This is a genomic window from Paraburkholderia fynbosensis, assembly GCF_902859935.1.
GTDB lineage: Bacteria > Pseudomonadota > Gammaproteobacteria > Burkholderiales > Burkholderiaceae > Paraburkholderia > Paraburkholderia fynbosensis.
Window position 1 is genome coordinate 1 of the sequence record NZ_CADIKI010000015.1, and the last position, 26,524, is coordinate 26,524.

24 protein-coding genes and 1 pseudogene are annotated in these 26,524 nt (G+C 59.1%); 11 read left to right on the forward strand and 14 right to left on the reverse strand.

Annotation, left to right across the window (positions count from 1 at the left end; genetic code table 11):
- A partial coding sequence (locus HV770_RS38230; RefSeq protein WP_217468639.1) for a hypothetical protein occupies positions 1 to 307 on the forward strand: 307 nt, incomplete at its 5' end.
- A gap of 58 nt (positions 308 to 365) precedes the next feature.
- Here HV770_RS38230 and HV770_RS23365 read toward each other — a convergent pair.
- The 3 genes from HV770_RS23365 to HV770_RS39820 all read right to left on the reverse strand — a co-directional run bounded on the left by HV770_RS23365 (position 366) and on the right by HV770_RS39820 (position 2,301).
- A complete protein-coding gene (locus tag HV770_RS23365; RefSeq protein WP_246291119.1) occupies positions 366 to 1,010 on the reverse strand; it encodes a recombinase family protein in 645 nt (214 codons plus the stop codon).
- Positions 1,011 to 1,296: 286 nt separating this feature from the next.
- A complete protein-coding gene (locus HV770_RS23370; protein WP_175163429.1) occupies positions 1,297 to 1,761 on the reverse strand; it encodes a helix-turn-helix domain-containing protein in 465 nt (154 codons plus the stop codon).
- Between the two features lie 177 nt (positions 1,762 to 1,938).
- Positions 1,939 to 2,301: a DUF5372 family protein gene (locus tag HV770_RS39820; protein WP_175163757.1), complete on the reverse strand. Its 363-nt coding sequence runs from the start codon at positions 2,299 to 2,301 to the stop codon at positions 1,939 to 1,941.
- Between HV770_RS39820 and tnpB the strand changes: the two genes are divergently transcribed.
- Both tnpB and tnpC read left to right on the forward strand, forming a co-directional pair.
- Entirely contained in the window at positions 2,223 to 2,405 is a 183-nt protein-coding gene (tnpB, locus tag HV770_RS39825; protein WP_175163759.1) for an IS66 family insertion sequence element accessory protein TnpB, read from the forward strand. The two genes, HV770_RS39820 and tnpB, sit on opposite strands and share 79 nt — an antisense overlap.
- A 29-nt stretch (positions 2,406 to 2,434) precedes the next feature.
- A pseudogene (gene tnpC / locus HV770_RS23385) lies at positions 2,435 to 3,385 on the forward strand (IS66 family transposase); the annotation flags it as partial.
- A gap of 676 nt (positions 3,386 to 4,061) precedes the next feature.
- On the opposite strand, the gene HV770_RS23390 reads toward tnpC, so the two are convergent.
- Entirely contained in the window at positions 4,062 to 4,448 is a 387-nt protein-coding gene (locus HV770_RS23390) for a BON domain-containing protein (RefSeq protein ID WP_175163431.1), read from the reverse strand.
- Positions 4,348 to 5,289, reverse strand: coding sequence for a hypothetical protein (locus HV770_RS23395; protein ID WP_175163433.1), 942 nt, complete (start codon positions 5,287 to 5,289; stop codon positions 4,348 to 4,350). The genes HV770_RS23390 and HV770_RS23395 overlap by 101 nt, the downstream gene beginning before the upstream one ends.
- 402 nt (positions 5,290 to 5,691) lie before the next feature.
- Between HV770_RS23395 and HV770_RS23400 the strand changes: the two genes are divergently transcribed.
- The 4 genes from HV770_RS23400 (at position 5,692) to HV770_RS23415 (ending at position 12,248) form a co-directional block, all read left to right on the forward strand.
- A complete protein-coding gene (locus HV770_RS23400) occupies positions 5,692 to 6,645 on the forward strand; it encodes a DNA-binding protein (protein WP_175163435.1) in 954 nt (317 codons plus the stop codon).
- The gene (locus HV770_RS23405; protein ID WP_246291121.1) at positions 6,642 to 8,225 is read left to right on the forward strand and encodes a tyrosine-type recombinase/integrase; all 1,584 of its coding nucleotides are present in this window, start codon (positions 6,642 to 6,644) and stop codon (positions 8,223 to 8,225) included. The genes HV770_RS23400 and HV770_RS23405 overlap by 4 nt, the downstream gene beginning before the upstream one ends.
- Positions 8,226 to 8,287: 62 nt before the next feature.
- Entirely contained in the window at positions 8,288 to 9,094 is an 807-nt protein-coding gene (locus HV770_RS23410; RefSeq protein WP_246291123.1) for a Hachiman antiphage defense system protein HamA, read from the forward strand.
- Complete coding sequence (locus HV770_RS23415; protein WP_175163439.1) at positions 9,084 to 12,248, forward strand: DEAD/DEAH box helicase; 3,165 nt, start codon at positions 9,084 to 9,086, stop codon at positions 12,246 to 12,248. The genes HV770_RS23410 and HV770_RS23415 overlap by 11 nt, the downstream gene beginning before the upstream one ends.
- Positions 12,249 to 12,281: 33 nt before the next feature.
- On the opposite strand, the gene HV770_RS23420 is transcribed toward HV770_RS23415, so the two are convergent.
- The 7 genes from HV770_RS23420 to HV770_RS23450 form a co-directional block, all read right to left on the reverse strand.
- Positions 12,282 to 12,731: a hypothetical protein gene (locus HV770_RS23420; RefSeq protein WP_175163441.1), complete on the reverse strand. Its 450-nt coding sequence runs from the start codon at positions 12,729 to 12,731 to the stop codon at positions 12,282 to 12,284.
- A gap of 48 nt (positions 12,732 to 12,779) precedes the next feature.
- Positions 12,780 to 14,351, reverse strand: a complete 1,572-nt coding sequence (locus HV770_RS23425; protein ID WP_175163443.1) for an argonaute/piwi family protein — start codon at positions 14,349 to 14,351, stop codon at positions 12,780 to 12,782.
- Positions 14,348 to 16,177 (reverse strand): hypothetical protein, encoded by a 1,830-nt coding sequence (locus HV770_RS23430; RefSeq protein ID WP_175163445.1) that lies wholly within the window; start codon positions 16,175 to 16,177, stop codon positions 14,348 to 14,350. Before HV770_RS23430 ends, HV770_RS23425 begins: the two co-directional genes overlap by 4 nt.
- Positions 16,178 to 16,539: 362 nt before the next feature.
- Positions 16,540 to 17,559 (reverse strand): DUF6236 family protein, encoded by a 1,020-nt coding sequence (locus HV770_RS23435; protein WP_175163447.1) that lies wholly within the window; start codon positions 17,557 to 17,559, stop codon positions 16,540 to 16,542.
- 1,441 nt (positions 17,560 to 19,000) lie between these two features.
- Positions 19,001 to 19,519: a hypothetical protein gene (locus tag HV770_RS23440; RefSeq protein ID WP_175163449.1), complete on the reverse strand. Its 519-nt coding sequence runs from the start codon at positions 19,517 to 19,519 to the stop codon at positions 19,001 to 19,003.
- Positions 19,520 to 19,740: 221 nt separating this feature from the next.
- Entirely contained in the window at positions 19,741 to 20,220 is a 480-nt protein-coding gene (locus HV770_RS23445) for a nuclear transport factor 2 family protein (RefSeq protein WP_121319791.1), read from the reverse strand.
- Positions 20,221 to 20,233: 13 nt separating this feature from the next.
- On the reverse strand, positions 20,234 to 20,956 hold the full coding sequence (locus HV770_RS23450) for a TetR/AcrR family transcriptional regulator (protein WP_175163451.1): 723 nt from the start codon (positions 20,954 to 20,956) through the stop codon (positions 20,234 to 20,236).
- Positions 20,957 to 21,064: 108 nt separating this feature from the next.
- Here HV770_RS23450 and HV770_RS23455 point away from each other — a divergent pair, with 108 nt between their 5' ends.
- Complete coding sequence (locus HV770_RS23455; RefSeq protein ID WP_175163453.1) at positions 21,065 to 21,715, forward strand: YceI family protein; 651 nt, start codon at positions 21,065 to 21,067, stop codon at positions 21,713 to 21,715.
- An 83-nt stretch (positions 21,716 to 21,798) separates the two neighbouring features.
- On the opposite strand, the gene tdh is transcribed toward HV770_RS23455, so the two are convergent.
- Both tdh and HV770_RS23465 read right to left on the reverse strand, forming a co-directional pair.
- Positions 21,799 to 22,830 carry an L-threonine 3-dehydrogenase gene (tdh, locus tag HV770_RS23460; protein ID WP_121319785.1) on the reverse strand — a complete coding sequence of 344 codons (1,032 nt, stop codon included), beginning with the start codon at positions 22,828 to 22,830 and terminating at the stop codon, positions 21,799 to 21,801.
- Positions 22,831 to 22,843: 13 nt separating this feature from the next.
- Positions 22,844 to 24,043, reverse strand: a complete 1,200-nt coding sequence (locus HV770_RS23465; protein WP_175163455.1) for a glycine C-acetyltransferase — start codon at positions 24,041 to 24,043, stop codon at positions 22,844 to 22,846.
- A 167-nt stretch (positions 24,044 to 24,210) separates the two neighbouring features.
- Here HV770_RS23465 and HV770_RS23470 point away from each other — a divergent pair, with 167 nt between their 5' ends.
- The 3 genes from HV770_RS23470 to HV770_RS23480 all read left to right on the forward strand — a co-directional run bounded on the left by HV770_RS23470 (position 24,211) and on the right by HV770_RS23480 (position 26,505).
- Positions 24,211 to 24,849, forward strand: a complete 639-nt coding sequence (locus HV770_RS23470; RefSeq protein ID WP_175163457.1) for a helix-turn-helix domain-containing protein — start codon at positions 24,211 to 24,213, stop codon at positions 24,847 to 24,849.
- Positions 24,850 to 24,965: 116 nt separating this feature from the next.
- On the forward strand, positions 24,966 to 25,364 hold the full coding sequence (locus tag HV770_RS23475; protein ID WP_175163459.1) for a DUF2471 family protein: 399 nt from the start codon (positions 24,966 to 24,968) through the stop codon (positions 25,362 to 25,364).
- 58 nt (positions 25,365 to 25,422) lie between these two features.
- Complete coding sequence (locus HV770_RS23480; protein ID WP_175163461.1) at positions 25,423 to 26,505, forward strand: tyrosine-type recombinase/integrase; 1,083 nt, start codon at positions 25,423 to 25,425, stop codon at positions 26,503 to 26,505.
- Positions 26,506 to 26,524: the final 19 nt, after the last annotated feature.

Here is a 26,524-nt window from a genome sequence, read left to right on the forward strand (position 1 = left end):
AACGGGGATCGTTGCCTCGTTCAAGTTTGCCGCTTCGCCGATCACCACAACTCGAAAACGTGCCGCGGACTTCAGCGCTTCGAGCCAAAACAAGACTTTTTCAACACAATCTGACAGAAAAGGGGCATTCGCGCAAAACGCACAGACAAGCCAAGCTTGTCATTTATTCTATGCTGCGGAAGAGCGATATGAACCAAAGATCATGCCCTTCAACTGCCTTTATTCTCATTTTCGATACCACCAGACAGGCGCCACGGAGCGCGGCGAGACTCCGCCGACCCGGATGAAAAGTCCGTGTTGGCGTTGACCTACCGGGACAAGGTAAGTCCGTCCTGTGGTTACCGGTTGGGCCTAAAACTCGCGCTTCAAGTTGAAAGCCATGACCTACAATAGGCCATACAACATGTACATGAAAAGCAATTAGGGATTTCCCCGACCTGCGAATCTGGGTCAAGCACTACATTGCCGAGTTCGTCGTACACAAAGCCGGTCGGTAGCAGGCAGCGATACTCGCCACGGTTTACCTTGTTCAGGATTCCGCCGCGTAGTCGTGCCTTGAGAACATGCAGTTTGGCTTCACTCATTGTTCCCTTGAGCCCAAGCAGGAGCCGATCGTTGAAGCTTGCCGGATCGTATATCCCGTCCTCGTCAAGAATCAACGTGTCCGCAGGCGCGCAGATTTCCAGCAGCCGATGCCAGTCGGCATTGTTTCTTGCAAGGCGTGAAACCTCCAGGCCCATGACGATGCCAGCGCGGCCCATGCCAACATCAGTGACCAACCGTTGAAACCCCTCCCGCCATGACGCTGATGCTCCCGATTCGCCCTGATCGCTGTCGATCGTGACGATCTGCTCGTCGCGCCAGCCGAGCGAGGTCGCACGCCCACGCAAGGCGTATTGCCGCTTCGTGCTCTCAACGTTCTCGACGACTTGCCGCATCGACGATTGCCGGATGTAAAGATAAGCACTCCGTTCGAGGTGGTGAGGTTGAACTTTAAGCGATGCGTTCACGGTCTTCTCCACTCATTGAGCGCCATAGCCATGCCTGCGAGTGCATAGATGACACTCTGGCGCTCGAAGGACTGTGTGTACGGAGAGGACCGGGTACCGATCGGATCCAGTGGAGCACGCCCTAAAACCATCATGCGTGCCCATGCCCACATGCCTCGAGCAAGAAAGACGCTGAGTCCGCGGCGGGCCTCTGCGGGCAAGGCCTCGCCAAGCATTGCGGAGCGCAGCACCTCGTATTGCGCAGCGATTGCAGATGAAACTACCAACGGCCAAGCACCGGTTCGTGCTATTCCGCCGTTTTTTTTACACCGAAGGCGCGCTCGATCGTTCTAGGATGCACATCGAGACCAAATTCCTTGCGAACCAGCTTTGCCAGTTCGCGTGCCCGAATCGGTTCTCCGGGCGTGAACTGCGATTTGAGAAAGGCCAATACGTCGCCCTGGATCTTGTGTGGACCACGTGGTCCACGCTTCCTCGGGACCAAACCTGCGATCCCTCCTTCCTCGAAGTCTGCCCGCGCCTGATAGAAGGTCGGTCGCGAGACACCATATTCGTCGGAGATCTGCGTCACCGATGCCTTCTCTACCGAGACCCGGCGCAACATCTCGTACTTGACCTGCACGGCGTCGTGGGGATCGAAGAATCCGCCTTCTTGGAACTTGGGATCAAGAACGCTCTCTGGCGTCTGATTCAGCGTACCGTCTTCCGCGAGAACATCGGTCTTCGAGCGCTTGCGTTCGTTCGGTGGCACGATCACTCCAAAAATATGCACGTTGTTGTAATTAAATTATGCCGCACAATGAAACTTGTCAAGCTCTATGACTCTGCATGGTAGCAGCCCGGAACACGGACATTCTAAAGCGCGATAAAACATCAAAAAGTCAGGATATGCGGCATTAATTGCCTTACATCGGCGACATAATTACTCTTACATAGACGAGGCGTCCTCTGCATGCCTGTGTGAAGAGAAGCGTCTCACGAGGAGCGCAAGCTCCATCAAATCCGCAACCGTGAACAGCGCGCGAGCTCGTCCGATCGTGACTTCAGGATCGGGTTCGCTCATATCGGTCCACTTCGGAGGAACGGAGCAATAGCTCTTGTCGTCGATGCGCAGCAAGAGACGTCTGCCAGACCGGTTATAGCGTTCACCAATACACAGAAGTCGCTGCCCACTGAATGGATGAAACGGATGGGTAATGCGGACAAGGTGTTCTGAGGCAACAACAAGATTCGCATTCCGAGGTATGTTACAAGCGACTCGAGAAGGGGCGCTTCGTATGGCCTCAAGCAGACGGTGGCGTTATTTGCCTGAGCCCGGCACAACTATCGATGCTGCTAGAAGGCATCGACTGGCGGCAACCGACGAGAACGGCACGACCGACCTCGGCGTTGTAAACGTCGTGGCTCGCGCGTAAACTGGTCGCATGACGCGCGCGAGCCCACTTCCCGACGATGTCGAAACGCTGAAGGCGATGCTGCTCAGCCAGGAGGCGGCGCTGCGCGAGCGCGACGCGCAGATGCTCAAACTGCAGGAAACGGTGGACTCGCAACAAGCCGCGCTGGCTTCGCGCGCAGTCGAGGTCGAACACCTGAAGCTGCTCATTGTCAAGCTGCGCCGTATGCAGTTCGGTCGCAAGTCGGAGAAGCTGGACCATCAGATCGAGCAACTGGAGCTGCGCCTCGAAGAGCTTGAGGCCGACGAAGGCGCGGCGCCAGTCGAAATCCCGAAGACGCCGCGCACGGCTGCGGAACAGTCCCCGCGCAAGCCACTGCCTGAACATCTGCCGCGCGAGATCCGAACACACCTGCCCGAATCTGCCGGGAAGTGCGCTGAGTGCGGTGGCCAGATGAAGTCGCTGGGTGAAGACGTCGCCGAACAGCTTGAGTACGTACCGGCCAGCTTCCGGGTCATCCGTCATGTGCGCCCGAAGTTTGCGTGCATGTGTTGCGATCACATCTCTCAGGCGCCTGCACCGAGCCGTCCCATCGAACGCGGTCTCGCCGGTCCTGGGCTGCTGGCACACGTGCTGGTGTCGAAGTTCGCAGACCACGTGCCGCTTTACCGGCAGTCAGTCATGTACGCGCGGGAAGGTGTCGAGCTTGATCGCTCGCTGCTTGCGAAGTGGGTCGGTCACGCGGCGACGCTGCTGCAGCCGCTCGTTGAAACGCTGCGTCGTCACGTGATGTCGGCGACGAAACTGCACGCCGACGACACACCGGTTCCAGTGCTTGCACCGGGCAACGGCAAGACGAAGACCGGTCGGCTGTGGGTGTACGTGCGCGATGACCGTGCATCGGCCGATACGACGCCGCCGGCGGTGTGGTTCGTCTTTACGCCGGATCGCAAGGGCATCCATCCGCGACAGCATCTCGAATCATCGCAATAGCGTGTGAGCGCTTCCCACCGGTTCAGCGCATAGAGGATCGCCCGGCTCGTCACGCCCAGGTGGAGGGCTCTTCAGGTCGACCAACGAACTCAAGTTTCCCCGAGAAACCGACATATAACCCGAGGGTGAAGATAATCCTTCTTGTCCCTATACCCATGATCGCCGTCGTGCCAAGGTGGTTGAACCGGGGGTCAGGCGAAGAGCCGCGACCTCCACCCCGAGATAACGCCTCGACCGGCCTTCCAGAGCAGCAACCAGTTGCGGATTCAACCGGTCGATGCAACGGATTTTGTGAAATCGCTCAGCCCGTGTGTCGGGGTTTAGTGTGTCATACGCAGCACATCGGCATCTACGCCCGTGCGTTACGTCTTGATGTGCAAGAAAGCTCGCGCGAACGGACTTATTTGCGCGATGTTACCTCACTCACTTCCGATCATTGCGACATTGCCCGGGCCACTTTCGCGTATGTCACGGCGCACTGGCGCGCACTACCCCGAGGAACCGCCGCCCGCAGAAAATGCGCCGAACGACGCTGTTCACCTGAGCATGGTACTCAGGTGATTCCCTGTGTTAGCTTACGTCGGCTTGAGGACGAAGTAGTCTGTGGACCAATGAGATGGCGTGCCAATCGTCACTTCACGGCCACGACCCTGACGGATATGGCCTACTGCTGCTGGATCGTCAATTTGTTCTCGACGGACTTGACGCCCGCAACACCTTTTGCAGCCTCACTCGCTTTATCGATCTGAGTGCTGTCCGGCACACTTCCCGATAAGGTTACAGCGCCACCTCGTGCCCGCACAACGACAGAGCTGACGTCCAAACCTTGAGCCTTTGCGAGCGCCTGCCGCACTTTCCGACCTAGCGCCCTATTTGCCGCTTTTGTTGCTTTTGCAGATTCTAGATTGGAGGCGTCAGACGCGTCCGCGGGGTGCTGCGCGACTTGGCTGTCACTTGCCGGTGGCACGTGCTGGCCGAGCGCCGGATTTGCGACCAAGCACGCTAGCAGCGCTCCGACGGATAATAGTTGAAGCGGCTTGTGCGGTTTCATCTTCTTCTCCAACTTTGACGGGTTGCACATCGTGAAGTGCGGTCATGCTCCAATAATTTTCATCTTTAGCCGAGGAGACTCTCGCATAGATTCGAACGGTCTTCCACGAAGCCGGAACTAAAATCTCGGCTAACACATGCTCTGTCTCGCCAGCGTTCAGGAAAACCGGTAGGTTCTCTGCCTTGTCGTCGATCTGCAGCATTTTGAGGTCTTTCCAGTGAGGCGCCGTTCCTGCGATGCGCTCAGAGGGCAACTGTTTGGATATCGATTCGGGCACCGGTACAACCTCAGCTACTCGAAAATCGCCTTGTGTTAATTTGATCGTTCGCAAACCGACGTTCTCGAATTTAATCGTTATGGTTAGCAACGTCCAATCAGTACCTGTGAGGCGACGATCCTCGACGGACAACGTAGTGTTCGCTTTGGTGAGAGGTTGTCCTTGAAACCAGAACCATAAACCACCCGCCAGGATCGCGGCGATCGTGAATATCGATTGGAGCAGTGCAAAGAGATCCTTCTGGTATGCAACACTCCAGCGCACTAATTCTTGTCGGTCCACGCCGCTGGTTTCACTGGGAGTCGTCATCTCAACGTGTCCTCGATAACGTGCCGGGATCTTGCGGATGCTTTTCAAGGTACGGGTCGCGCAACGCGTGCAATGCTTCGACCAAACCTTGCTTAACCCCGGCCTGCTGAATCCAATGTTTTCCTGATGGTTATACTGACACAGTTCAGCAGTCAGCATTGATGCGCTATCCCTTTCAAAACCCTTCATATTAAAAATCATGCACACCGTCTGAAGTGTCTCTACACTGCTGCCCTCGCGCAGGCCTTGATACATCAAGGCCGCCAATTTTCCGCAATATGGGGCTGATCGGTCAGTGCGTAAGGCTTTCGACATACACATCCATCTGTCGACGTATGGCGACGTCTATGCCATCTCCCTCGCCCGTAAATATTTAGCGCCCTCGTTCCGCACCAGAGATCCACGCTTAGTTGCCGAACAAACTGTGAGCGGAGCGCAACGATCATGTTGGCCGGGGCCGCGACTGAGCAGCCAGTTGGGACATAAGGTTTCGCGTTTTCCGGTGATAAGGGCAGTTATCTCCGGCACGCGTTCTGTTTCCGGCAGAAAAACGGTTGTCTGGCGTAAGACCTGTGCGTCATCTAGACTGAACTCACGTGCCTGCGCCGCCTCCGCACTGCTTTCGGGCCATTTCTGCGCGGCGCGCTGGAGACCGCCATGCCGCGTCCCGCTGCCGCCACCCGCGACGACATCCGCGCCACCGTCCTCGCGATGCTCGCCGAGGCCGGCGACCCCGAGCCGCCCTCGGGCGCCCGCTTCCGCCAGGTCGTGTCGGTGCGTAAACTGCGCGCACGCCTGGGCGCGGGCGATCCCACCACGCTGTCACGCATCCTCAACGACATCGAGACCGAGGTGGTCCGCGCGGGCATGACCGAGGTGGCGATTCCGGAACTGCCCGATGAAATCGCGACGCACATGCGCGCGCTCTGGCAGGCCGCCGTCGCGGTCCAGCTGGACGACGTGATGCGGCTGCGTGCCGACGCCGCCCAACAGGCCGAAGCATCCGCGGCGGCCCGTCATGAAGCCGACCTGCGCACGGAAATGCTGCGGGTGGAACTGGCGGAGCTGCGCGCGCAACTCGGCATGCGCGACACCGAACTGGCGACGCTGCGGGCCGACTACCGCAGCCTGACCGAGCGGACGGAGGCGTACCGGACGGCCGCCGCCGACCTGCAGGGACAGCTGAACGCGGCCCAGCTCGCGCTAACTGACATGAAGGAGGCGCATGCCAGTGAATTCGCGGCCGTCCACACCCGCTATGAAGGGCTGTCGCGACAGCTGCTGCAGGAAACGGAGCACCAGCGCCACGCGCTGCAGACCGAGCGTGAACGGCTGACGGAACAGGTTGCCGAAAAGCAGGAGCGGGTGGCGGCGCTCGAAGGGCTCCGCGACCGCCTGCTGGCCGACCTCGCGGCTGAACGCGACGCGCACCTGCGCGCGGCCGCGGAAGTCGCGGCGCTGACCACGCTGGTCGCGGAACAGCGTGCGCTGCTGGCCACCGTCGACGGCCGCGCTCATACGGCCGGGCCCTCGCCCCACCCCTCGCACCACCGGAAGCCGGCCAGCACGTCGCCGACGCCGACGACCACCAGACGGCGCCGCCCGAAATGAACCACCCACCCGGCGTACCTGGCTTTTCCGGCTGGTTCGACATGGCCCGCACGCCCCCGCAGCGCCTGCCTGAGAGTATCGACGTGGCGCTCGCCTATGTCGCCGACGCCCTGGGCCACCCGGTCTACACGCGCTGGACCCTTCCATTACTCAAACGCGGATGTCCGTCACTGGCCGACGCGAGACGCGACCATCCCCTCGTGTTTGCCCTGCTGCTCGATCACGACGCGGCGGTCGAGTACTGGGAGCGCGGTCGGATCAGGGTCGCAGCCGGCGACACCGCACCGGCGCCCGACACGGTGCTGCTACGGCTGCTGAAGCAGCACCGGCGGTTCCGGTTCGCGCCGGACGACCCGGCCACGCCCACGGTGTCGACTATAGACACTGAAGACACTGGCGTCCCTGCCCTCGCCGGTCCGGACACGTCCGGTCCTTCGGCGAGTCCCGCGCTCTGGCTCGCGGCGCTCGCGCCCGATTCCGCCGGCCGCGCGTGGCTGGCGCGCGCGGGCCGCTTCGCCAATCCGTCGCCAGTCACCAATACGCTAGGGGCGGCGGACGACGCGCAGGCCGTCGCCCTGTTCCTGCGCGACCGCGCGAGCCGCTCGCCGCATACGCTGCGCGCGTACCTCGCGGAACTGCGACGCCTGATCGGGTGGTGCGACCGGCATCAGCTGGGGCCGCTGTCGGACCTGACCCGCCAAAACCTGCTCACGTACCGCACGGCGCTCGAACGGACCCGGCGCAGCACGCCGGCCGCGGGCACAGCGCACGACCCGACGCACAACCGCCCAGCCGGTCTGCAGGCCACCACCCGCGCGCGGGCGATCGCCGTCGTCTCAAGCCTGTTCCGCTACTGGTTAAAGACCGGCTACGTGATCGCCAACCCCGCTGCCGAACTGTCCGGCGGGGCGGCCACCCGGGACAGCTGGACGCCGTCACGGATCATGCCGGCCAGCGTACTGGCGCTGTGCGACGCCGTGGTCAGCGGCGCCGCACCGGACACGATGTCGGCGCTGGTCTGGGCGCGTCGCCGCGCGATCTGGTCGTTGTACCGCTACGCCGGCGTGCGGCTCGCGGAACTGGTGTGGTCGGAAGCCGACGGCCTGCCCCGGCTCGAGGCTGACCCGCAGGACCAGTGGACCCTGCACGTGCAGGGCAAAGGCGGCAAGCGCCGGTCGGTTCCGCTGCCCTCGGTGTGCGTGCCCGCATTACGCGCCTACCGGCTCGCGCGGGGCCTGCCGGCCTGTCCGTCGCCCTTTGAACGGCTCGCCCTGATTCACAGCGAGAAGCGTGACGCGCTCGGTCACAGCGGCCTGTACGACGAGGTCAAGGCCGTCCTGCTCGCCGCTGAAGAACGGGTGGCGCCGGGCGACCTGACGACGCTCACGCTGCTGCGCGCGGCCTCCACGCACTGGTTACGGCATGGCTATGCGCGGGCCCTGGTGGTGGATCACGCAGTGCCCTTGCCGGTGGCGCAGACGCTACTCGGTCATGCGTCGGTGCAGACGACCGCCGCCTATGCGCGCACGGACCTGACGCAGACGCGGGCATTCGTGGAGGGAAGTTTTCCTTCAGGTTAGCTGTCGTAAAAAAACAAGCAGAAATACAATGTACTTTAAGAGAAAAATTTTTGAGGGTATCGATGCCTCCGCCTGAGCATCTCAACTGGCTAGTGGAGCAGCCGCCAGTGACGACAATCGAGGGAAAGCAAGTCAGGTTGTTCGAATTCGCGCATCAACCCGATAACGTTACCCTGTCCTCGTGGGCTCGGCATTTCCGACAACACTACTGTCCAGATGAGGACATCGACGCGCTGCGGTCAGCGACGGGACTGTCGCGCGCGGAGTTCCTCGCGCAGATGATATTCCCGAGCACAGTCAAGCCGGGTCCGTCGATACGCTCGGGAGACTTTGCGGAAATACTAGTATGTGATTTTCTCGAATTCTCAATGAATCACTGGGTTCCGCGCTCCCGATTCTCGGAGAAAGCAACGCCAAACGAATCGGTGAAAGGCACGGATATCATAGGCCTATATATGTCCCCAAACGGTATTACCGCCGAGGACACGCTGACGACCTTTGAAGTCAAGGCTCAGTTGAGCGCAGGTCGACCTCAAGCGAGACTGCAGGTGGCAGTCGACGATGCAGCGAAGGACAAAGTGCGGCAGGCTTTTACCCTTCTTGCCATGAAGCGGAAAGCGCTCATGCATGGCGACAATGAGCGAGCTGCGCTGGTTGAGCGCTTCCAGGCAAAGGCCGACAGGCCTTTTAGAGAGCAGACGGGCGCGGCCGCTGTTTTGAGTAACGATGCATTCGATGCCGAGCTGATTGCATCGACAACAACAGCATCACATCCTCCAGGGTCAACTCTCCTACTACTAGTAATCCGGGGTGAGGATTTGATGACACTCGCTCACAGTCTTTACGCGAGAGCCGCAAATGAAGCCTGAAGAGAATTCTAAGCGCCTGTTCGGGATAACGCAGGCAAAAGCTAGAATGTACGAGTACGGAGTGCGACTCGACGAGCACATCGTTATTCCCGCCGGCACTCATCCAGAGGACCTATTCGCGCTAGCGATTGGCATATTGGGTGATGAAGCCGCAGCGATTTGCGACTTGTGTCATCAGCGTGGCACGGTCCTCGGAACCCGAAATGAATCGGACCAGCAGGCTCTTCGGTTTGCGGCATCGTTTTTCTATGCGTATGTTGAGTCGAAGTTCGATACTGAACTCGACGAAGAACTGCTCACGCTTGCAGCCGCCACCTTCTACCTTGCAGAAACGCCGGGAAGCAGTTTGGTCGTCAGCAACCTGTTGTCTGAGCGATTCCTGCCACGGTTGGACCCCTTCGCATTTGGCTTGCGTAGGGCGCTAATCAACCGTTGGGACACTGACGAAATCTCTCCCGACAATCGGTTTTCGCATTTGTTGAAGACCATGCTCCGCGCCGCGAGCGATTTACTGTCCCGTGACGGCAGTGATGAGCGAATCCTTCTTAGACACTGCGATGCGTTGCGAAAAGCCGTGTATCGCAATGGCGCCTCGCGAGACATTGCGTTCGCGGATTTATGTGTTGCAGTCACGCTTCAGAAGGCCAGGAACTCAAGTCGTTTGAATTTGCCTCGGTACTCGCGACTCGATGAAGAAGCGTGGTCAGACGTTCTTCGCAAGGCAGGCTTTGTATCTGAACTTTGGCCGGCACAGCGTCTTCTAGGGAAAGCGGGCCTCTTCGCAGGCGCGTCAGCAGTCGTTCAGATGCCGACAAGCGCAGGGAAGACTCGTGCAATTGAGCTTGTGATTCGAAGCGCAAAGTTATCCGGCAGAACTCGAACGGCTGTCGTGGTCGCACCGTTTCGCGCACTGTGCCATGAAATCTCGAATTCTCTGCGTCAGACATTTGCTGGCGAGCAAATTTCCATTGATGAACTATCGGATGTATTACAGCAAGATTTCTCGGAGTCGCTTGCCGAGCTGCTAGCCGAAGTTATCGACCGTACGCCGCAAGTGTTAGTGCTGACGCCAGAAAAGCTTCTGTATGTCTTGCGGCAAGCTCCCCAGATAGCAACAAAGATTGGATTGGTTGTCTACGATGAAGGACACCAATTCGACTCGGGTTCTCGGGGCGTAACGTATGAGCTGCTACTGACGACCCTTAAACAACATCTTGAGCGAAATGCTCAGGTCCTGTTGGTGTCCGCGGTAATCTCCAATGCAGCAGCCGTCGGGCGTTGGCTGATTGGCGAGCGCGCTTTCGTCGTCGACGGACAAGGCTTGATGCCAACGCAGCGCTCAGTAGTTTTCACGAGCTGGCAGCATGCCCTTGGCACCCTTCAGTTCGATGCACTTGGCCAGCCGGATGATTTCCCCTACTTCGTTCCACGAGTCATTGAGCCCTTTACGTTTCCGCTCCGCGGCAAGGAGCGCGTCGTTCGGGTCTTTCCGGGACGGGAACCGCCAGATGTTGCTTTATATCTCGGTTTGAAGCTGTCACCCCAAGGTAGCGCAGCGATTTTTTGCGGAAGGAAAGATAGTGCTGCCGGCATCGTGAAAGACGGGGTGCAATACTTTGAGAGAGGTCTGCCATATCCGTCGCCTGCTGATATTGCGAATCAGGACGAACTGGCAAAGCTCGTCTATCTTCACGTTAAGCATTTCGGCGAGGACGCTATTGTTACCAGAGGTGCGAGGTTCGGATTGCTGGCTCATCATGGCAATACGCCGCAGGGCCTGCGCCTTTGTATCGAGCATGCTGTGAAAGAGGAACTCGTGCCGCTTGTGGTATGCACGTCCACGCTCGCGCAGGGAGTAAATCTACCGCTGCGCTATCTGATTGTGTCGACGATATATCAAGGTGGAGAACGCGTGAAGGTCCGTGATTTTCACAATTTGATGGGACGGGCCGGGCGCGCTGGGATGCACATTGAGGGGTCGGTTATCTTCGCCGACACTCGCGTATTTGACGGCAGGAACGTGCGACGTGAACGCTGGCGCTGGAATACTGTCCGAGACCTGCTGAAAGTTGACAACGTCGAGCCTACCGGTAGCTCGCTGCTTGGACTTGTTTTTCCAATCATGAACGACGACGGCTCTCAAGAAGTGCAGCCCGCGTTCGACGTGATTGTCGCTCTGCTCGCGGACGAGGACAACGCCCTCGCGCAAATCAACGACGATGCAGAATACCTTGGTCGCGTCGGTGCGACACCGGAGCATGTCGCCGCCCAGGTCAAAATTAAAGAGAGGCTTGTGAACGCTGTTGCCAGCTTCCTGCAGGCCAGTCGTGGAAATGTCCCATTCGAAGACTTCGTTGAGGTGGTTCAAGGCCTCGCGCAGAGTACGCTGGCATACACGTTGGCATCGGACGCAGAAAAGACGCTGCTCGTTGATATATTTATCGCTATCGCTCGTGCAGTGCAAGAGCGAGAACCTGAAGCTGCAAATCAGACGAGAAACTCCCGTACGTTGTTGGGTTTGAACGCACTTGCGAAGATTTACAGATGGTGTGAGCGCGACCGTGAAGCTGTGCTTTCCGCACAGACACAGGCTGAACTGCTGAGCATCATCTGGCCGATTTTGCTTGAGGTGGCAGAGGATGAGCTGTTGCAAAAAATAATCGGCAAGGAGTTCCTCATCAACGTCGCGCAGACATGGTTGTCGGGGGCACCCTACGCTCAAATCGGCGAGGTCATTTTGGACGCCGGAGTCGCAAAGCGACACGGCGAAGGCGCTCGTCGATTCACGCCTGAAGATGTCGTCGATATTTGCGACAACTGTTTTGGGTACGAGTTTTCACTGTATTTGACTGCATTGGTGACATACTTCGACCAAGACGGGGACCCAAACACAGAAGGTACCGTGGACTTGATAAAGGAGTTGCAGAGCGGCTTGAAGTACGGCCTGCCAGACCCCCTGACTGTGGCGATTCAGGAGGCAGGCTTCTCAGACAGGATGCTGTCGCAGGATTTGCGTCCCGTCTTTGAGGGTGTGCGCCACTCGCGCACGGCCGTTTTCGAGTATGTTCGAAATAACCCGGACGCTGTCCGTCCGACCTTGGACCGATACCCATCTTATTTTCGGATGGTGCTCGACGGTATCATTCAGGGATGAGCGTGGCTCGTTGATCGAATCGAATGGGCAGGTCTAAACGTCTGCATGCCGGGCCAACCTAGGTACGGGTCGACGGGAGCAACGAACAAAAGTCTTGTTCGTTGACGTGACTGTCTTGCCCGTATAGTAGTTCGCGTGTTCGAATTGATGCTTGTCCAGAACATTCCGGTCCTCGACTACGGCAAGAACAAATCCCGGATTTCGTTCCATCCGACATTGCATATGGATGACCTCCGCCTGAAGTAACCGTGCCGCGCTAGCTGCCGCGACGACGATTGGAGGTGTTTGGCTTTGCAACAGATGGTCAGCAACCAACCCGCCAGCGATGGGCAACTGAATGTCCTTTTCGTATCTCAATTGTAGGTCGGCCGCCACGCTTTTGACGATGTCAGTCAGACGAGCTTCAAAGTAGCTAGCTTGCCGTTCCGTCTGTGCAGTCTCGATGGCCCCGATGGCATGCAGTTGTTGAGCTTCTTCTGCCACGCGGAAAATTAGCGAGGCGATAGCCTGTACTTCTTAAACGGCGGGGTTCTACACATAGTATTTGAAGTTCGCGCGCCACTTCTCCGGTGGAAGTCCAGGGTTTGCGAGCAGAATTTCACCAACACGATCCGAGTACTTCACCGTTATCGGTTGTCCTTCACCCAGTACACAGGCGTTGTAGTTGAGCTTGGTCAGTCCGAGAACATCTTTTGCAATCTGGACCAAGTCTCCCTCGCCGTGCTGGATGGTGATTGACAAAGGTACTGGTACTTCGAATCCATCGTAAGTGCCCAATCGTGGCTTGAATCCATTCGTGAACAGCAATCCGTAACGGGATGTCCGTTCCCAGAGTACACCTCGTAAAACTGGATGCTGTCCTCGCTTCGCAGTATCCGGATTGTTGTCATGCCGGTAGAGGCGGTACGTGTTCCGCTCTTGGTTCACTCGAATTGCGACGAGGTCGACTCCAGGTGGGCAAGCCCGTTTAAAACCCTCGTACTCTTCCGCGTCAATGCCAGACCGAGCGTGCAGGAAAATCTCCTTCAATGGCCTTCCGTCCTGTTCTCGATACGTTGCCAAGACGCCGCGCAGTAGCGCTTCGGCCTTTTCTGGTGGCAGATGGAACTCCTTGCGCTCAGCGGAATACCAAGGGCCAAACTCGCCTATGAAGACGACTCCATCCCCGCTGTCCAAGAACATTTGCGCCGCGCAACACGCGTTCTGACCGGTGTCTGTGCGCTTGTATGCCAAGCCGACATAGCAAACGCCTTCGCGAGCCCAAGGGGTCTTCCAGGGTTTCGAGCCACACTTGTAGTAAACGGCTGTGGCAAAATTCCAAAGTCGGTCCGACAGTGGATTCGCTCCCTTCAACCCTTGCCTCACCTGTTCCGTAATGCGCAATGTCGATTCTCGGATGATTTGAACAGGCAGTTCAGCCTCCATCATTCTGGCCTTCAATTGGCGCCTAAAATCTGGGGACATCGAGTGCGATTCTTCAAATTCTTCGATGTCACCAATTATCTCAGCGACATCGGGTTCGTCATCGAACATCCGCGTTTGGCCCGCGTCGCGGTCAGCGATTGCTTTGGTCAGAAACGTCTTCTCGTCTTTACTTCGTGACAACTCGCTTTGCTTCGAGACCGCAACAGAGGCATTCGGTCGGCAGTTCTCGGCGACCTCGTCTGGCACGACACAGATAGCGAGGGCAGGCCTCGAGTCCAATTTTGCAAGCCGGCCCATCTCGTTCACGTAGAGGTTTGCCACGGCAAAGGCTCGGTCGAACTTATCGGCGATGCGGGACGCATCAGACAGGGCTACTGCGTCAATTGCGAAGCTTCGAACTGGGTTTGGCCATTTAGGACCGAAAGCTACATCGAACCCGGGGTAAGGCGGCCATGCGCGATGCTTTTGCGGGTCAACACAAGACGCCGGCGCGTTCAATGCTTCGCACCATTCGCTCCAAAGTTCAATCCCTTCTTTCGTGCCGACTACTACCGTGTCTGGAATTTGTGTTCGCGCTTCGGCGGGGCCAAACAGTGCGAGTCCGTCGTGGGGGTCTTCGGCCATCTGGTCGTGGCCGAATAAGAGCAGTGGTTCGCCAAGATAGTGAAATTTGTTCATGCTTCTTCGTGCCTCTCGCCAGACGGTGCGTAATCTTCAGTGCCTTCTGCATCTCGCGAACGATATTCAGCGATTTCTTCGCCGATGTCTGGCGCGCGGGCCAGAGCCACAACATCCAGACCTACTGGACACTCCCACATCAAAGGTCGCGTTGACATCGTGACCGAGCGAGGTCCCGTTCCTATCTGGATTGTGTCCGGGCCCGTTTCGAGGCTTTGGACTATGCCGAGAAGCAAACGCAGCCACTTTTGGTTCCACCAAGACTTCGTGACGATTTTTCTTCGACGATTGATTTCAGGACCCTCAAACGGCACGCCTTCGAGAGTCGTTACGCGAACGTATATGCGCAATAAAACCTCCCAACTGCCGTCTGGGCCCTGCTTGGGAGAGAATGCGGGTGACAATTGGTAAGCGAACTTCGACGCCCGCTCGCCATATCCTTTTTGGACTTGGCCGGTCAGTTGGGTCCACGTCGTCCGGCCATCGACGTTCCGGACTGTCTGCTTGCGCTCGCCGACTTTCGGCGCAGGAAAATAGAGTACATCGCGTGACATGCATCGTTCGAGGCCTTTTTCATAACAGGCGACCTCCAGACTCCGACGAATCAGCTCTGTTGCCACGTTCTTGGTTCGACGCCCCTCTGTTTCTGGAAAGTGCGACCAGAGAACCTCCGAGGGGCGTGCGCTTCGACGAATCGGTGCTGTGGCGGGAGGATGAGTGAAGGCAGCTACTCTTCGCTCATGAATGATTGCAAACGCCCACGACTTTCGGAGGTCGCTCATTTCGGATTTGGTTAGTGTCTTCACCAAATCGAAGAGCAGCATCGCCTCAGGAACCTTCACGGCAAACGCGTTTGCAAAGACCGGTTCAGGTTCGGGCACTGTGACCGAGGAAGGGAAATAGTCGCGCAACGCTATCTGCCGACCACGCTCTACTTCATGGGACAAGGGGACACCGAGTGAAGAAAGACGCTGCAGAACGTGTTGAAGGCCTGTATTCCAAGATGGCGTGAAGCTTGCAGGTTCTAGTTTTGCAATCCTCGAGGGAAGGCGTCCAGCAACGTACCCACTACCTGCGCAAGGCACAACGAAATCCTCTCGCATGCCGGCAATTGTGCATCTTTCGAGGAACGCAGAATCTTCCAGGCCGGATGTCGACAAAAAGGGAAGGTAGAGGCGTGCACGTGACTCAATGAGTTGACGAACGGTATCGTCGACATTCTCTCCCTGGACGGGGGCAGTACCTTGGCACCAAGTCCGGTATCCGGCCAAGGTGAGGCGGCGGGCGAGCCAAGCGGCGGCGGCGTGGTCTGCGGGAACATGGTCAATCAGAATCGTGTCGTGACTTGCCGATATCGATTGGCCTCCGCGCTGTGGGAAGAACGGTGGAGTAAAAATGCTCGGGTGTTGTGCCAACAAATGCTTTTGGGGGCCGGCGAGTTGTACCCGCATACGTTCAATGTCGAACAGGTCCAGTTTCCAACCGTACTCAGCTGCCAAGAGCTCGCGGGCCCAATCCTTCTCTGAGGCCGAGAGGGCCTGTGTGCAAGCAAACACGAAGAGGTCAGGACCGTGGCCTTTCTCAAGAACTCGATTGCAGTCAGAGCGCAGTTTTTGTCTCCAGTCGCTGCGCACTGTGTAGGCAAAAACTATTTTTCTGCCATCTTCGAGCGGGATGATAACTGCATCGCGACCTTCATCCCCGGTTCCGCCTAATGGGTCGATGGCGATATATCCGACGCCAGCTAACAAGGCCGAACAAAGACGCTCGAAAACACGGTAATTGGTTAAATTTTCAAGGCAATAAAGAATCGGGTCGGCGGACATGGCCGTTAATCCATCACAATGGTCGGATTGCTAATAAGGGAGCGGGAAATTTCGCCAGCGAGGCGTACTTTGCATCATAGCGGGGATTTCGTCGCAACGGACTATGAGGTTCGCTCGGTCATGTCTATTGAGATTTTTCCGCACTTGGAGATTTCGCACCATCCCCCCAGTTAGCCTTGGCATCCGGTGTTCCGTGCAGTTGAGTTACTGCGAACGGAACACCAAGTGTTGGGCGCTCACTTTATGTCCTATCCGTGACAGTCGGCTGGCATGACAGCCATCTCGTTAGGTCACAGCTTCTGACACGAGCGTCGCCCAAGTTTTTCAAAGATCGCGCGAACTCATTGCGTCGGTTTCAGCACCTAGTCGCGCTTCGTCGCGAATCGCCGATGCGCGTGCGCGATGTACGCAAGCGGCTCTTTGCGCAGGCTAGCGCTGTTTTCGCCCGGCGAGGTTAGCGCAGTGTACGCCGCACTTGCGAAACTCAGAGCTGTGCCTGCCCACAACGCTGGGCTGTCAGGTGAGGTTGTGGCCCATTGAATGCCGTTGGCAGCGAGAGGGAACAACGCGCCGAACGTTAGCTTCTTCCAGTTGAAGCGCATTGCGTCACTGAGTTCATCAATCTGCAGCTTAGATTGTTTGACGAAATCGCTAATGGCGTCCGCACGGTCTTCGGCGTCCTGTAGAAGGGCGATCTCGGCGGAGCGAACTTCAATCACCCTCCGTAGAGCAGGAAGTAGGTCGCCATACTGTTCTTTAAACTTCACGATGGCAGCCAGATTTACTTCGCCCTCAGGCACAGGTAAGAGACAGTCGAGAATCTCATGTCGGGCGTCTTGATGCGCAGGCCTCTGTGGGCGACGCTGAGTTCGGCCTAACCCTAACAGAGATGTGTACTCCCACCTGTTCGTCACAGGTGCTGCATCGACCTCTTCCAGTCCTCCTAGGCATACAGCGAGATACGCCATGAACAGTTTTGCTATCGATGCCTCGACCATGTACCACGAGTCGTCCAATCGTTCGGCTGCGCCGGAGCGAACCAGAAACTCCGGTATGCCTTGAAGTTTTTCGATGTGGATACGGACGCGAGGCCGCGCCTTGATTTTCTCCGGTGAGTAGTGAAATGTTCTCAACCTTGCTTCGACGAGTTTCACGAATGCGGTATCGAACTGCTCCAATCGCCACAGATACTGCGCCGGTATAACGGTGTTGACCAATCCTACGTCGAGAAGCTCTCGCATGAACACATCGAGCTCCTCGGGGCGATACGCCAATTCGAGCGGGACGATGGCGGAAACTTTGTCCCAATAGAGAAGGGTACGCATTGTCCATGCCGTATCTGGAATGGAGACGTATGGGAAGTACAGTGCGTTGTTACGCATAAGATTTCCGGTTCAGATTCATGGTGGACCCACTCTATGTTCCGACACTAACGAACCTTACGACCGCCGCGTCACGAAAAGGAGGCATCTAAAGTGAGAGGGCTAGAGCTGGAGCCTGGAGGTTGCGGTTGTTAGCTCGGTCCATTTTGAAGATTATGTGCTTTAACGTGCGGGCATCGACCTCAACCTTCACAAGCAAGGTGAGTAGTTCCAGGAGGTGCCCGACCGCTGAGAACGGTGCACAGGCATCTGACCGGCCTCTTCACCACAGGCAAGGTGAGCAGTTCCAGGAGGTGCCCGACCGCCGAGAACGGTGCACGGGCATCTGACCGGCCTCTTTACCACAGGCAAGGTGAGCGGTTCCAGGAGATGCCCGAGCGCCGAGAACGGTGCACGGGCATCTGCCCGGCCCCTTCACCACAGGCAAGGTGAGCGGTTCCAGGAGGTGCCCGAGCGCCGAGAACGGTGCACAGCATCTGACAGGCCTCTTCACCGCAGGCAAGGTGAGCAGTTCCAGGAAGTGCCCGACCGCCGAGAACGGTGCACAGGCATCTGACCGGCCTCTTCACCACAGGCAAGGTGAGCAGTTCCAGGAGGTGCCCGACCGCCAAGAACGGTGCACAGGCATCTGACCGGCCTCTTCACCACAGGCAAGGTGAGCGGTTCCAGGAGGTGCCCGAGCGAGAACGGTGCACAGCATCTGACCGGCCTCTTCACCACAGGCAAAGGTGAGCGGTTCCAGGAAGTGCCCGACCGTCGAGAACGGTGCACGGGCATCTGACCCGCCTCTTCACCACAGGCAAGGTGAGCAGTTCCAGGAGGTGCCCGACCGCCGAGAACGGTGCACAGCATCTGACAGGCCTCTTCACCACAGGCAAGGTGAGCAGTTCCAGGAGGTGCCCGACCGCCGAGAACGGTGCACGGGCATCTGACCGGCCTCTTCACCACAGGCAAGGTGAGCGGTTCCAGGAAGTGCCCGGACCGCCGAGAACGGTGCACGATACCTGACGTAAGACTCCGCTCACGTGCACGGTGAGTCGTTCTAGGAGGCGCCTTACGGCCGCGACTGTTGTGCCTTATCTGTTATGGGGCTCATTTACTCGTCCCGTGAATACGGACGGCGGAGCGCAACGAGAAAATCAAATCAATCATTTCAACAACGTTGGCTTATACTCAAGCCCGGTTTAGCGGAATATTTTGGTGGCAGTCATGCTCAACTTCGTCACCTATCTGAGACCGATACCTTGATTCATCGAAGACGAGAAAGTCCCGTGTGACAGGTGAAGTCGTAACTGTCTTTCGGTCAACCAGGTAAACAGACGTGCGGAGATCGTCAACTCTTCAAGGTCACATGGCTGCCGGGCAAGGCAAGTCGCAACTTTATTGCCAAAAACCTAGGACTTCCCGCAAGTCGCAACTTTTTTGACAACGCACAGTTCGCTCAGAACTTCACCTTCACCTGAAATCCGATCGTAAACGGCAGATCGTCCGAAGGAATCGGCGGAATTACGATGAAGTTCGCGCCGACGCGTTTGTATTCGACCATCACGATCGGTGCGACCACGGGTCCGATCGTGTGATTGCGGCCCAAGCCCCAATTGCCGTAGTTATAGCCGGAGATGATCCCGGCCATCGCCGCGAGCCGCACAATGCCCCAATGCGCGAACTCCGGCGCCCAGACACCGCCACCATAGTACGAGGGCCGGCGCAGCGAGTTACGAAAGCCACCGGCGGTCAGCGCCCATTGATTGTTGAGCCAGCATTCGACGCCGAGGCCCGGATTGAACTGTTCGAAATCGGTATTCGGATCGGGGTTGATGTGATACGAACCGAGCATGGCGTCGACCCATATGCCGCCCTCGCACCAGTTGCCGGCCTGCGCGGCGGATGCCGCCGCCAGACTCGCGATGAGCGCCACTGCAGTACGTCGGATGTTCTTCTTGATCTGCCGAAAATGCATGTCCTCTCCGCCACCGGTCGAGCGCCGGTGTCATCTATGTTCTGGCTATGAGTTTGCCGCCCGTCGCGCACTGTACCTCAACCCGCACACGCGATGTTGAGGCTGCGCTCGGACGTGCGGGCACAAGACCTGCCCGCAGCCTGGAACCGCAACGATAACGGAGAACCGATGGCAAAGCGGTGAATGCGTGCCCGCATCCACCGCCATTCTGAATGGCAGGTCTAGAGCCCGAGGTCCGACAAGCCCGGATGATCGTCAGGACGGCGTCCGAGCGGCCAGCGATACAGACGGTCGGCTTCGCGGATCGGCAGATCGTTGATGCTGGCATGACGGCGCGCCATCAGTCCATGCTCGTCGAACTCCCAGTTCTCGTTGCCGTACGAGCGGAACCAGTTGTTCGAATCGTCGTGCCATTCGTAGGCAAAGCGCACCGCGATACGGTTATCGGTAAATGCCCACAGTTCCTTGATCAGCCGGTAGTCGAGCTCCCTCGCCCATTTGCGGCGCAACAGGCCGACGATCTCCGCGCGGCCATGCGTGAACTCGGCCCGATTGCGCCAGATGCTGTCCGGCGTGTACGCGAGCGATACACGCTCGGGATCGCGCGTATTCCAGCCGTCTTCCGCAGCGCGCACTTTCTGAATCGCGGTTTCGCGCGTGAACGGTGGCAGCGGCGGGCGGGTTTCGATGGAGTCGGCCATGATGTTTCCTCGGTCAGGTTGCAGCGCGCCGGGATGGCGGTCGCCGATTTGCGCAAGCGCTTGTGGATTTGCCTGGCGAAGCGCCTGTGACGGTGCCAGCGGACGCGGCGGGTTCACTGGCGGATGGCTTGGCCTCGGCGTCGAGCAAGGTCTGGGCTGCGCTGCGCGCGTCGAGCGCGGCGCCGGCCTCGCCGCTCACCAGCGCCACGGCGATTGCACCATCGAGCAGAAGCAGCCACTGACGCGACAATCGCGCGGCGCGCCGCGCATCCATGTCTGACTCTGCGGCGAATTCGTCACATTGGATCCGCACGAAATCGAGCAGACGTTCCTTGTGTTTGCGCGCGACGACCCGGATCGGATCTTCCGCCGACGCAATCTCACCGGCCGCATTGAGAAACGCGCAGCCATGAAAATCGTCCGACGCAAACCATTCGCGCAGCACCTCGAACATACCGAGCAGACGCTTGCGCGCACTTTTGCCGCGTCGCTGTGTGCCGGCGATAAACCAGTTCATCCAGCGTTCGTCGCGCCGTTCGAGCGCGGCCGCGACGAGTGCATCTTTCGATTCGAAATGCGTGTAGAAGCTTTTGCGCGCCGTTCCGGACTGCTTGACGATCGCGTCCACGCCGGTTGCGTGAATGCCGCCGGCGTAGATCAACGCTTCGGCGGCATCCAGCAAACGCTCGCGCGCAGTGCCGGGCACGGCTGCTTCAGTGAGAGTGTCGGTAGCCATGAACGAAGAGTAGAACGATCATTCTCCCCCGTCAAGTTTTTGCGGGTTCCGGCAGGTAGATACGCTAGCTGCTATCGTGATGACGATCGGTCACCCGGAACAAACTTCATGAGCCCATCACCTGTGCGCGCCATGCTGACGCGCGTGTTAATGGCCGCCACACTGTTGACGGCAGTCGCCTGCACGCCGGTGCAGGTCCTCACGCACTCGGTCAGCCAGAACGAGGCGCGCGTGCCGGTCGGCCGCTACGAGATCGACCCGGACCACACCAGCATCACGTTCGACATCGACCACTTCAAATACTCGCGCTTTACGATACGCTTCGATCGCAAGCAAGGGCAGCTCGACTGGAACGAGGGCGGGCTCGAACGGAGCACGGCGTCGGTGACGATCGACGCGGCGAGCATCGATACGAACGTGCCGCTGCTCGACAAGATGGTGAAGGGCCCCGACATGCTCGACGTCGCACGCAATCCTGCGATTCGCTTTGCGAGCACGCACTTCCAGCGCACCGGCGAATCGCGCGGCACACTGAGCGGCGATCTGACGATTCGCGGCGTCACGCAACCGGTCACGCTCGAGGTCACGTTCAACGGTTTTGCGCCCGATCCGCTGACGAAGAAAGACACACTCGGCTTCTCGGCAGAAGGCCGTTTCAGCCGCGCGAAGTTCGGTTTGTCGACGTGGTATCCGGCCGTCGGCGACGAGATTCATGTGCGCATTCAGGCGGAGTTCGTGAAAACGCCCGCAGGCGGCTGAGCGCGATGCGGGCGTTGCGTTGGACGTTGTTCTGGCTGTTCAGCGGGCTTATTCGCACGTGGTCATATAGTTAAAGCGTCAACTCACGCAGCCGTCCAGTCGAGAATCACCTTGCCGCTCTCGCCGGAGAGCATCGTGGCAAAGGCCTGCTGATAATCGTCCACCTTGAAACGGTGCGTGAGGATCGGCGACAGATCCAGGCCGCTTTGCAGCATCGCGACCATCTTGTACCAGGTCTCGAACATTTCACGCCCGTAAATGCCCTTGATCTCAAGGCCTTTGAAGATCACCTGAGTCCAGTCGATTGCGGTCTGCGCGGGCGGAATACCGAGCAACGCGATCTTGCCGCCGTGATTCATCGCTTCGAGCATGCTGGTGAACGCGTTCGGCACGCCGGACATTTCCAGGCCGACGTCGAAACCTTCGGTCATATGCAGATCGGCCATCACGTCACGCAGCGATTCGCGCGACACGTTCACCGCGCGCGTCGCGCCCATCTTGCGCGCGAGTTCGAGGCGATAGTCGTTGATGTCGGTGATCACGACATTGCGCGCGCCGACGTGTTTCGCGATCGCCACCGCCATGATGCCGATCGGACCCGCCCCGGTAATCAGCACGTCTTCGCCGACCAGATTGAACGACAGCGCGGTGTGCGTCGCATTGCCGAACGGATCGAAAATCGCCGCGAGATCGTCGGAAATTTCAGGCGGAATCTTGAACGCGTTGAATGCCGGGATGACGAGGTATTCGGCGAACGCGCCTTCACGATTCACGCCGACGCCGACCGTATTGCGACACAAATGCCGACGCCCCGCGCGGCAGTTGCGACAGAAGCCGCATGTGATATGTCCTTCGCCCGACACGCGATCGCCGATCGCAAAGCCGCGCACTTCCTGTCCCATCTCGACGATTTCGCCGACATATTCGTGACCGACGTGCATCGGCACCGGAATGGTTTTTTGCGCCCAGTCGTCCCACTTCCAGATGTGAATATCGGTGCCGCAAATCGCGGTGCGCGTGATGCGAATCATCACGTCGTTGTGGCCGACTTCGGGTTTCTCGACGTCGGTGAGCGTGAGGCCCGGCGCGCGTTCGAGTTTTGCCAATGCTTTCATATGCGCCTCCGTTTCAGATCACACCGAGTTCACGACCGACGCGCGCGAAGGCATCGACGGCCCGGTCGATCTGCTCGGGCGTGTGCGCGGCGCTCATCTGGGTGCGGATGCGCGCGCGCCCCTTGGGCACCACCGGGAACGAGAAGCCGATCACGTAGACGCCTTCCTTCAACAGCGCGTCGGCCATTTTCGAAGCGAGTTGCGCGTCGCCGAGCATCACGGGAATGATCGGATGTTCGCCGGGCACGAGCGTGAACCCAAGCGCGCTCATTTTGCTGCGGAAGTGCGCGCCGTTTTCGCGCACACGTGCGCGCAATTGCGCGCCTTCGTCGCTTGCTAGCAGTTCGAGCACTTTCAGCGACGCGGCGGCGATGCTCGGCGTCAGCGTGTTCGAAAACAGATAGGGACGCGAGCGCTGCCGCAGCAACTCCACGATTTCCTTGCGCGCGGCGACATAGCCGCCCGATGCGCCGCCCAATGCTTTGCCGAGTGTGCCGGTGATGATGTCGACACGCGACAGCACGCCACAATGTTCCGGCGTGCCGCGCCCATGTTCGCCGACGAAACCCACCGCATGCGAATCGTCGACCATGACGAGCGCGCCGTAGCGCTCGGCCAGATCGCAGATGCCGGCGAGGTTGGCGATGATGCCGTCCATCGAAAACACGCCGTCGGTGGCGATCAGTTTGAAGCGCGCGCTGGCGGCGTCCGCCTCTTTGAGCCGGGCTTCGAGATCGGCGAGGTCGTTGTTTTTGTAGCGGAAACGCTTCGCCTTCGAGAGCCGCACGCCGTCGATGATGCTCGCGTGATTCAGCTCGTCGCTGATGATCGCGTCGTTCTCGTCGAGCAGGGTTTCGAACAGACCGCCGTTCGCGTCGAAACAGCTCGAATAGAGAATGCAGTCGTCGGTTTGCAGGAACGCGGCGAGCGCATGTTCCAGTTCCTTGTGCACGGTTTGCGTGCCGCAGATGAAGCGCACCGATGCCATGCCGAAACCATCGTTGTCCAAACCTTGTTTGGCGGCGTCGATCAGCCGGGTGTCGTCGGCGAGGCCGAGGTAGTTGTTCGCGCAGAAATTCAGCACGTCCTTACCGTTGGCAAGACGCACATCGGCCGACTGCGGGCTCGCGATCACGCGCTCGTTCTTGTAAAAGCCGTCGGCGCGGATCTGCTCGAGGGTGCCGCGCAGGTGGGCGAGATATTGGTCACGCATGAACCCTTCTCCTGAATGGGATGGTGGCGCCTGCCCGCGTCCGCCTGTCGGGCATGGGCGCGGCATGGGCGACGGCGGCAAGACGGCCTGCTATAGTCGGCTGTCAGTTTTATCGGATTTTTTCGTTTTTCCGAACTAAAATCCGGTATATCGAACAACTCTAAACGATGGGTCAGGAAATGGCAAGTTCGGGTATTCGCCGCGCCGCGGCCAGCGCGGCGCCTACGTCAGGCGTGACATCGGTGCCGGCGAGTGCCGCGCCGCCGCGCGTCGGCGAACAGATTCAGCGTCTGCGCGCCGAACGGCGCATGACGCTCGACGATCTGTCGCGCGCGGCCGGCGTGTCGAAATCGATGCTCTCGGAGATCGAGCGCGACAAGGCCAATCCGACGATCGCGGTTGCCTGGCGGCTGACCAATGCGCTCGGCGTCAGTCTCGATTCACTGTTCGCGCCGCCCAAAGCGCCGGAAGCGATCGCGGTCTCCGGCCCGCACGAGATTCCCACGTTGAGCGGGCACGAGGCCAAGTATCAGTTGCGGGTGTGGGGGCCGATCGAGCTGGCCGGCAAGTTCGAATGGTACGAATTGACGCTGCAGCCGGGCGGGGCGTTGGTGTCGAATGCACATGAACCCGGTACGCGCGAGCATTTGACCGTCCTGCACGGCTCGATCGAAATCGAGGCGGCCGGTACGACGAAACGGCTCAAGGCCGCTGACACCGCGCGCTATGTCGCCGACGAACCGCATGCGATCCGCAATGCCGGCAAGGGCGAAGCGAAAGCATTGCTAGTGGTGATCCACGGCTGATTCAGGCTCAGGGTCCGGGCGTCTTGCGGCTAGCCGTTGGCGGATTTGGCCATTCGGCTGAGGTTGCGTCTGACACTGTATATTTGTACAGTACAGGGTATCGACTGGAGCCGATAATGAACAATTTAAGAGCCGACCCTACCGATCAAGCCCTAGCCGCGCTGCGCTATCAAACCGCAGCGCGCGATCTCGAACACATCGTGCGCAATATCGCGGCGCGTTACATCGTCCAGCAGGTGCCGCTCACGTGGCGTTTGCTGCATGCCATCGAAGCCGAGGCGCTGGCCGACCTCGGGTTTGCCAGCCGGCACGACGCGCTCATGCTAGGCCTGTTCCAACGTCCGTCCGACCTGCCTTATCCGGAAACCGATGAGGCGGTGGATTTCGGCACGTCCACCGCGCTACCTGCGGTGTTCGCGTTCGCCGTCAGCGCTTATGAAGAAGCCGCTCGCCACGCAGCGAGGCCGGCGTCGGAAAGATCCACGCTGAAGCGCTCGCGGCCTTGGGGCGGCTGAAGGCTCCATTTTGGTCGGTTGCCGCCTACAATACGCGCAACTAACGGAAGGATAGCCGATGTCCCCCCCTCATCTGTCCGACCCGGTCCCACGTCCTGCGCCGTCGACTGATCTGTTCGATCAGCAACGCGAAGACTGGCGCCGCGATCCGCAAATCGCCTTCGACGCCTGGCTTGCCAAGCAGCATTTCAGACGTTCCTCCGCAAGTGTCTACCAGGCGCAGTGGGGGCTTTTTCTTGATTGGCTAAGCGCGCGCCAGAAGAGTCTGATCACGGTCGACACGCCTATGATTGCCGAATTCGTCGCCGGACTCGATGTCCGGAAACCTCAACGAATCCGGTATTTGCGGCTGATCGAGCGGGTCTTGGATCACGTGCGCGAAATCGAATCCGCGTCGACCAACCCGGCGCGCTTCATTGCTCAGGATGGCGAGGCAGCATGGCGAAATGCGCGCGATAACGAGCCGACCGGCTTTCTCACCCATGCCGAACGAACCGCGCTGATCGCGCAATTGTTTGCACCGCTGCCTGATTTATCGACCGCGCAGCGCTGGCGAGAGCGCCGCGACCGCGCGTTGATCGCCGTGTTTCTCGGCGGCGGCTTGAAGACAGGCGAAGCTGCGGTGCTTACGGTTAGTTGCGTGAACATCGGTTCGCCCTGGGTGACCGTCGAGTCGGCCAATCCGATGCTCACGCGCCGCACCCGGCTCGCGCCCTTCGCGACTGCGATCCTCGACGCGTGGCTCGCCGAGCGGCGTCATACGGAATTGGCCGGCAACCTGGTTTTCCCGGCGGCCCCTTCCGGGCGGCCGATGCATAAGGCCACCATGCTGCGCGCGGTCGACGCGTTGGTCGACGGGGCCGGGATCGCCGCGTCGCGGCAGTCGCGCGCTAGTCCGCAAACCTTGCGCAACACTTTTGCGGCAGATCTATTCGAAAGTGGGGTTGAGGCCGAACTGGTCGGCCAATGGCTGGGATTTGTGCAGGCCGTGTCGGCCAACCGGCTGTATCGCGCGTGGCAAACGTGGGTTGACCAGCAGGATTTGACTGCCGCCGAGGTTCCTGATCCGGCCGCGCCGCCTTTGGCCGCACCTAGGCGTGACGGGCGTTTGACGCGAAAATCGGGAGCCGGCGAGCCCTGAAATCCTCACCTTTCCGGTC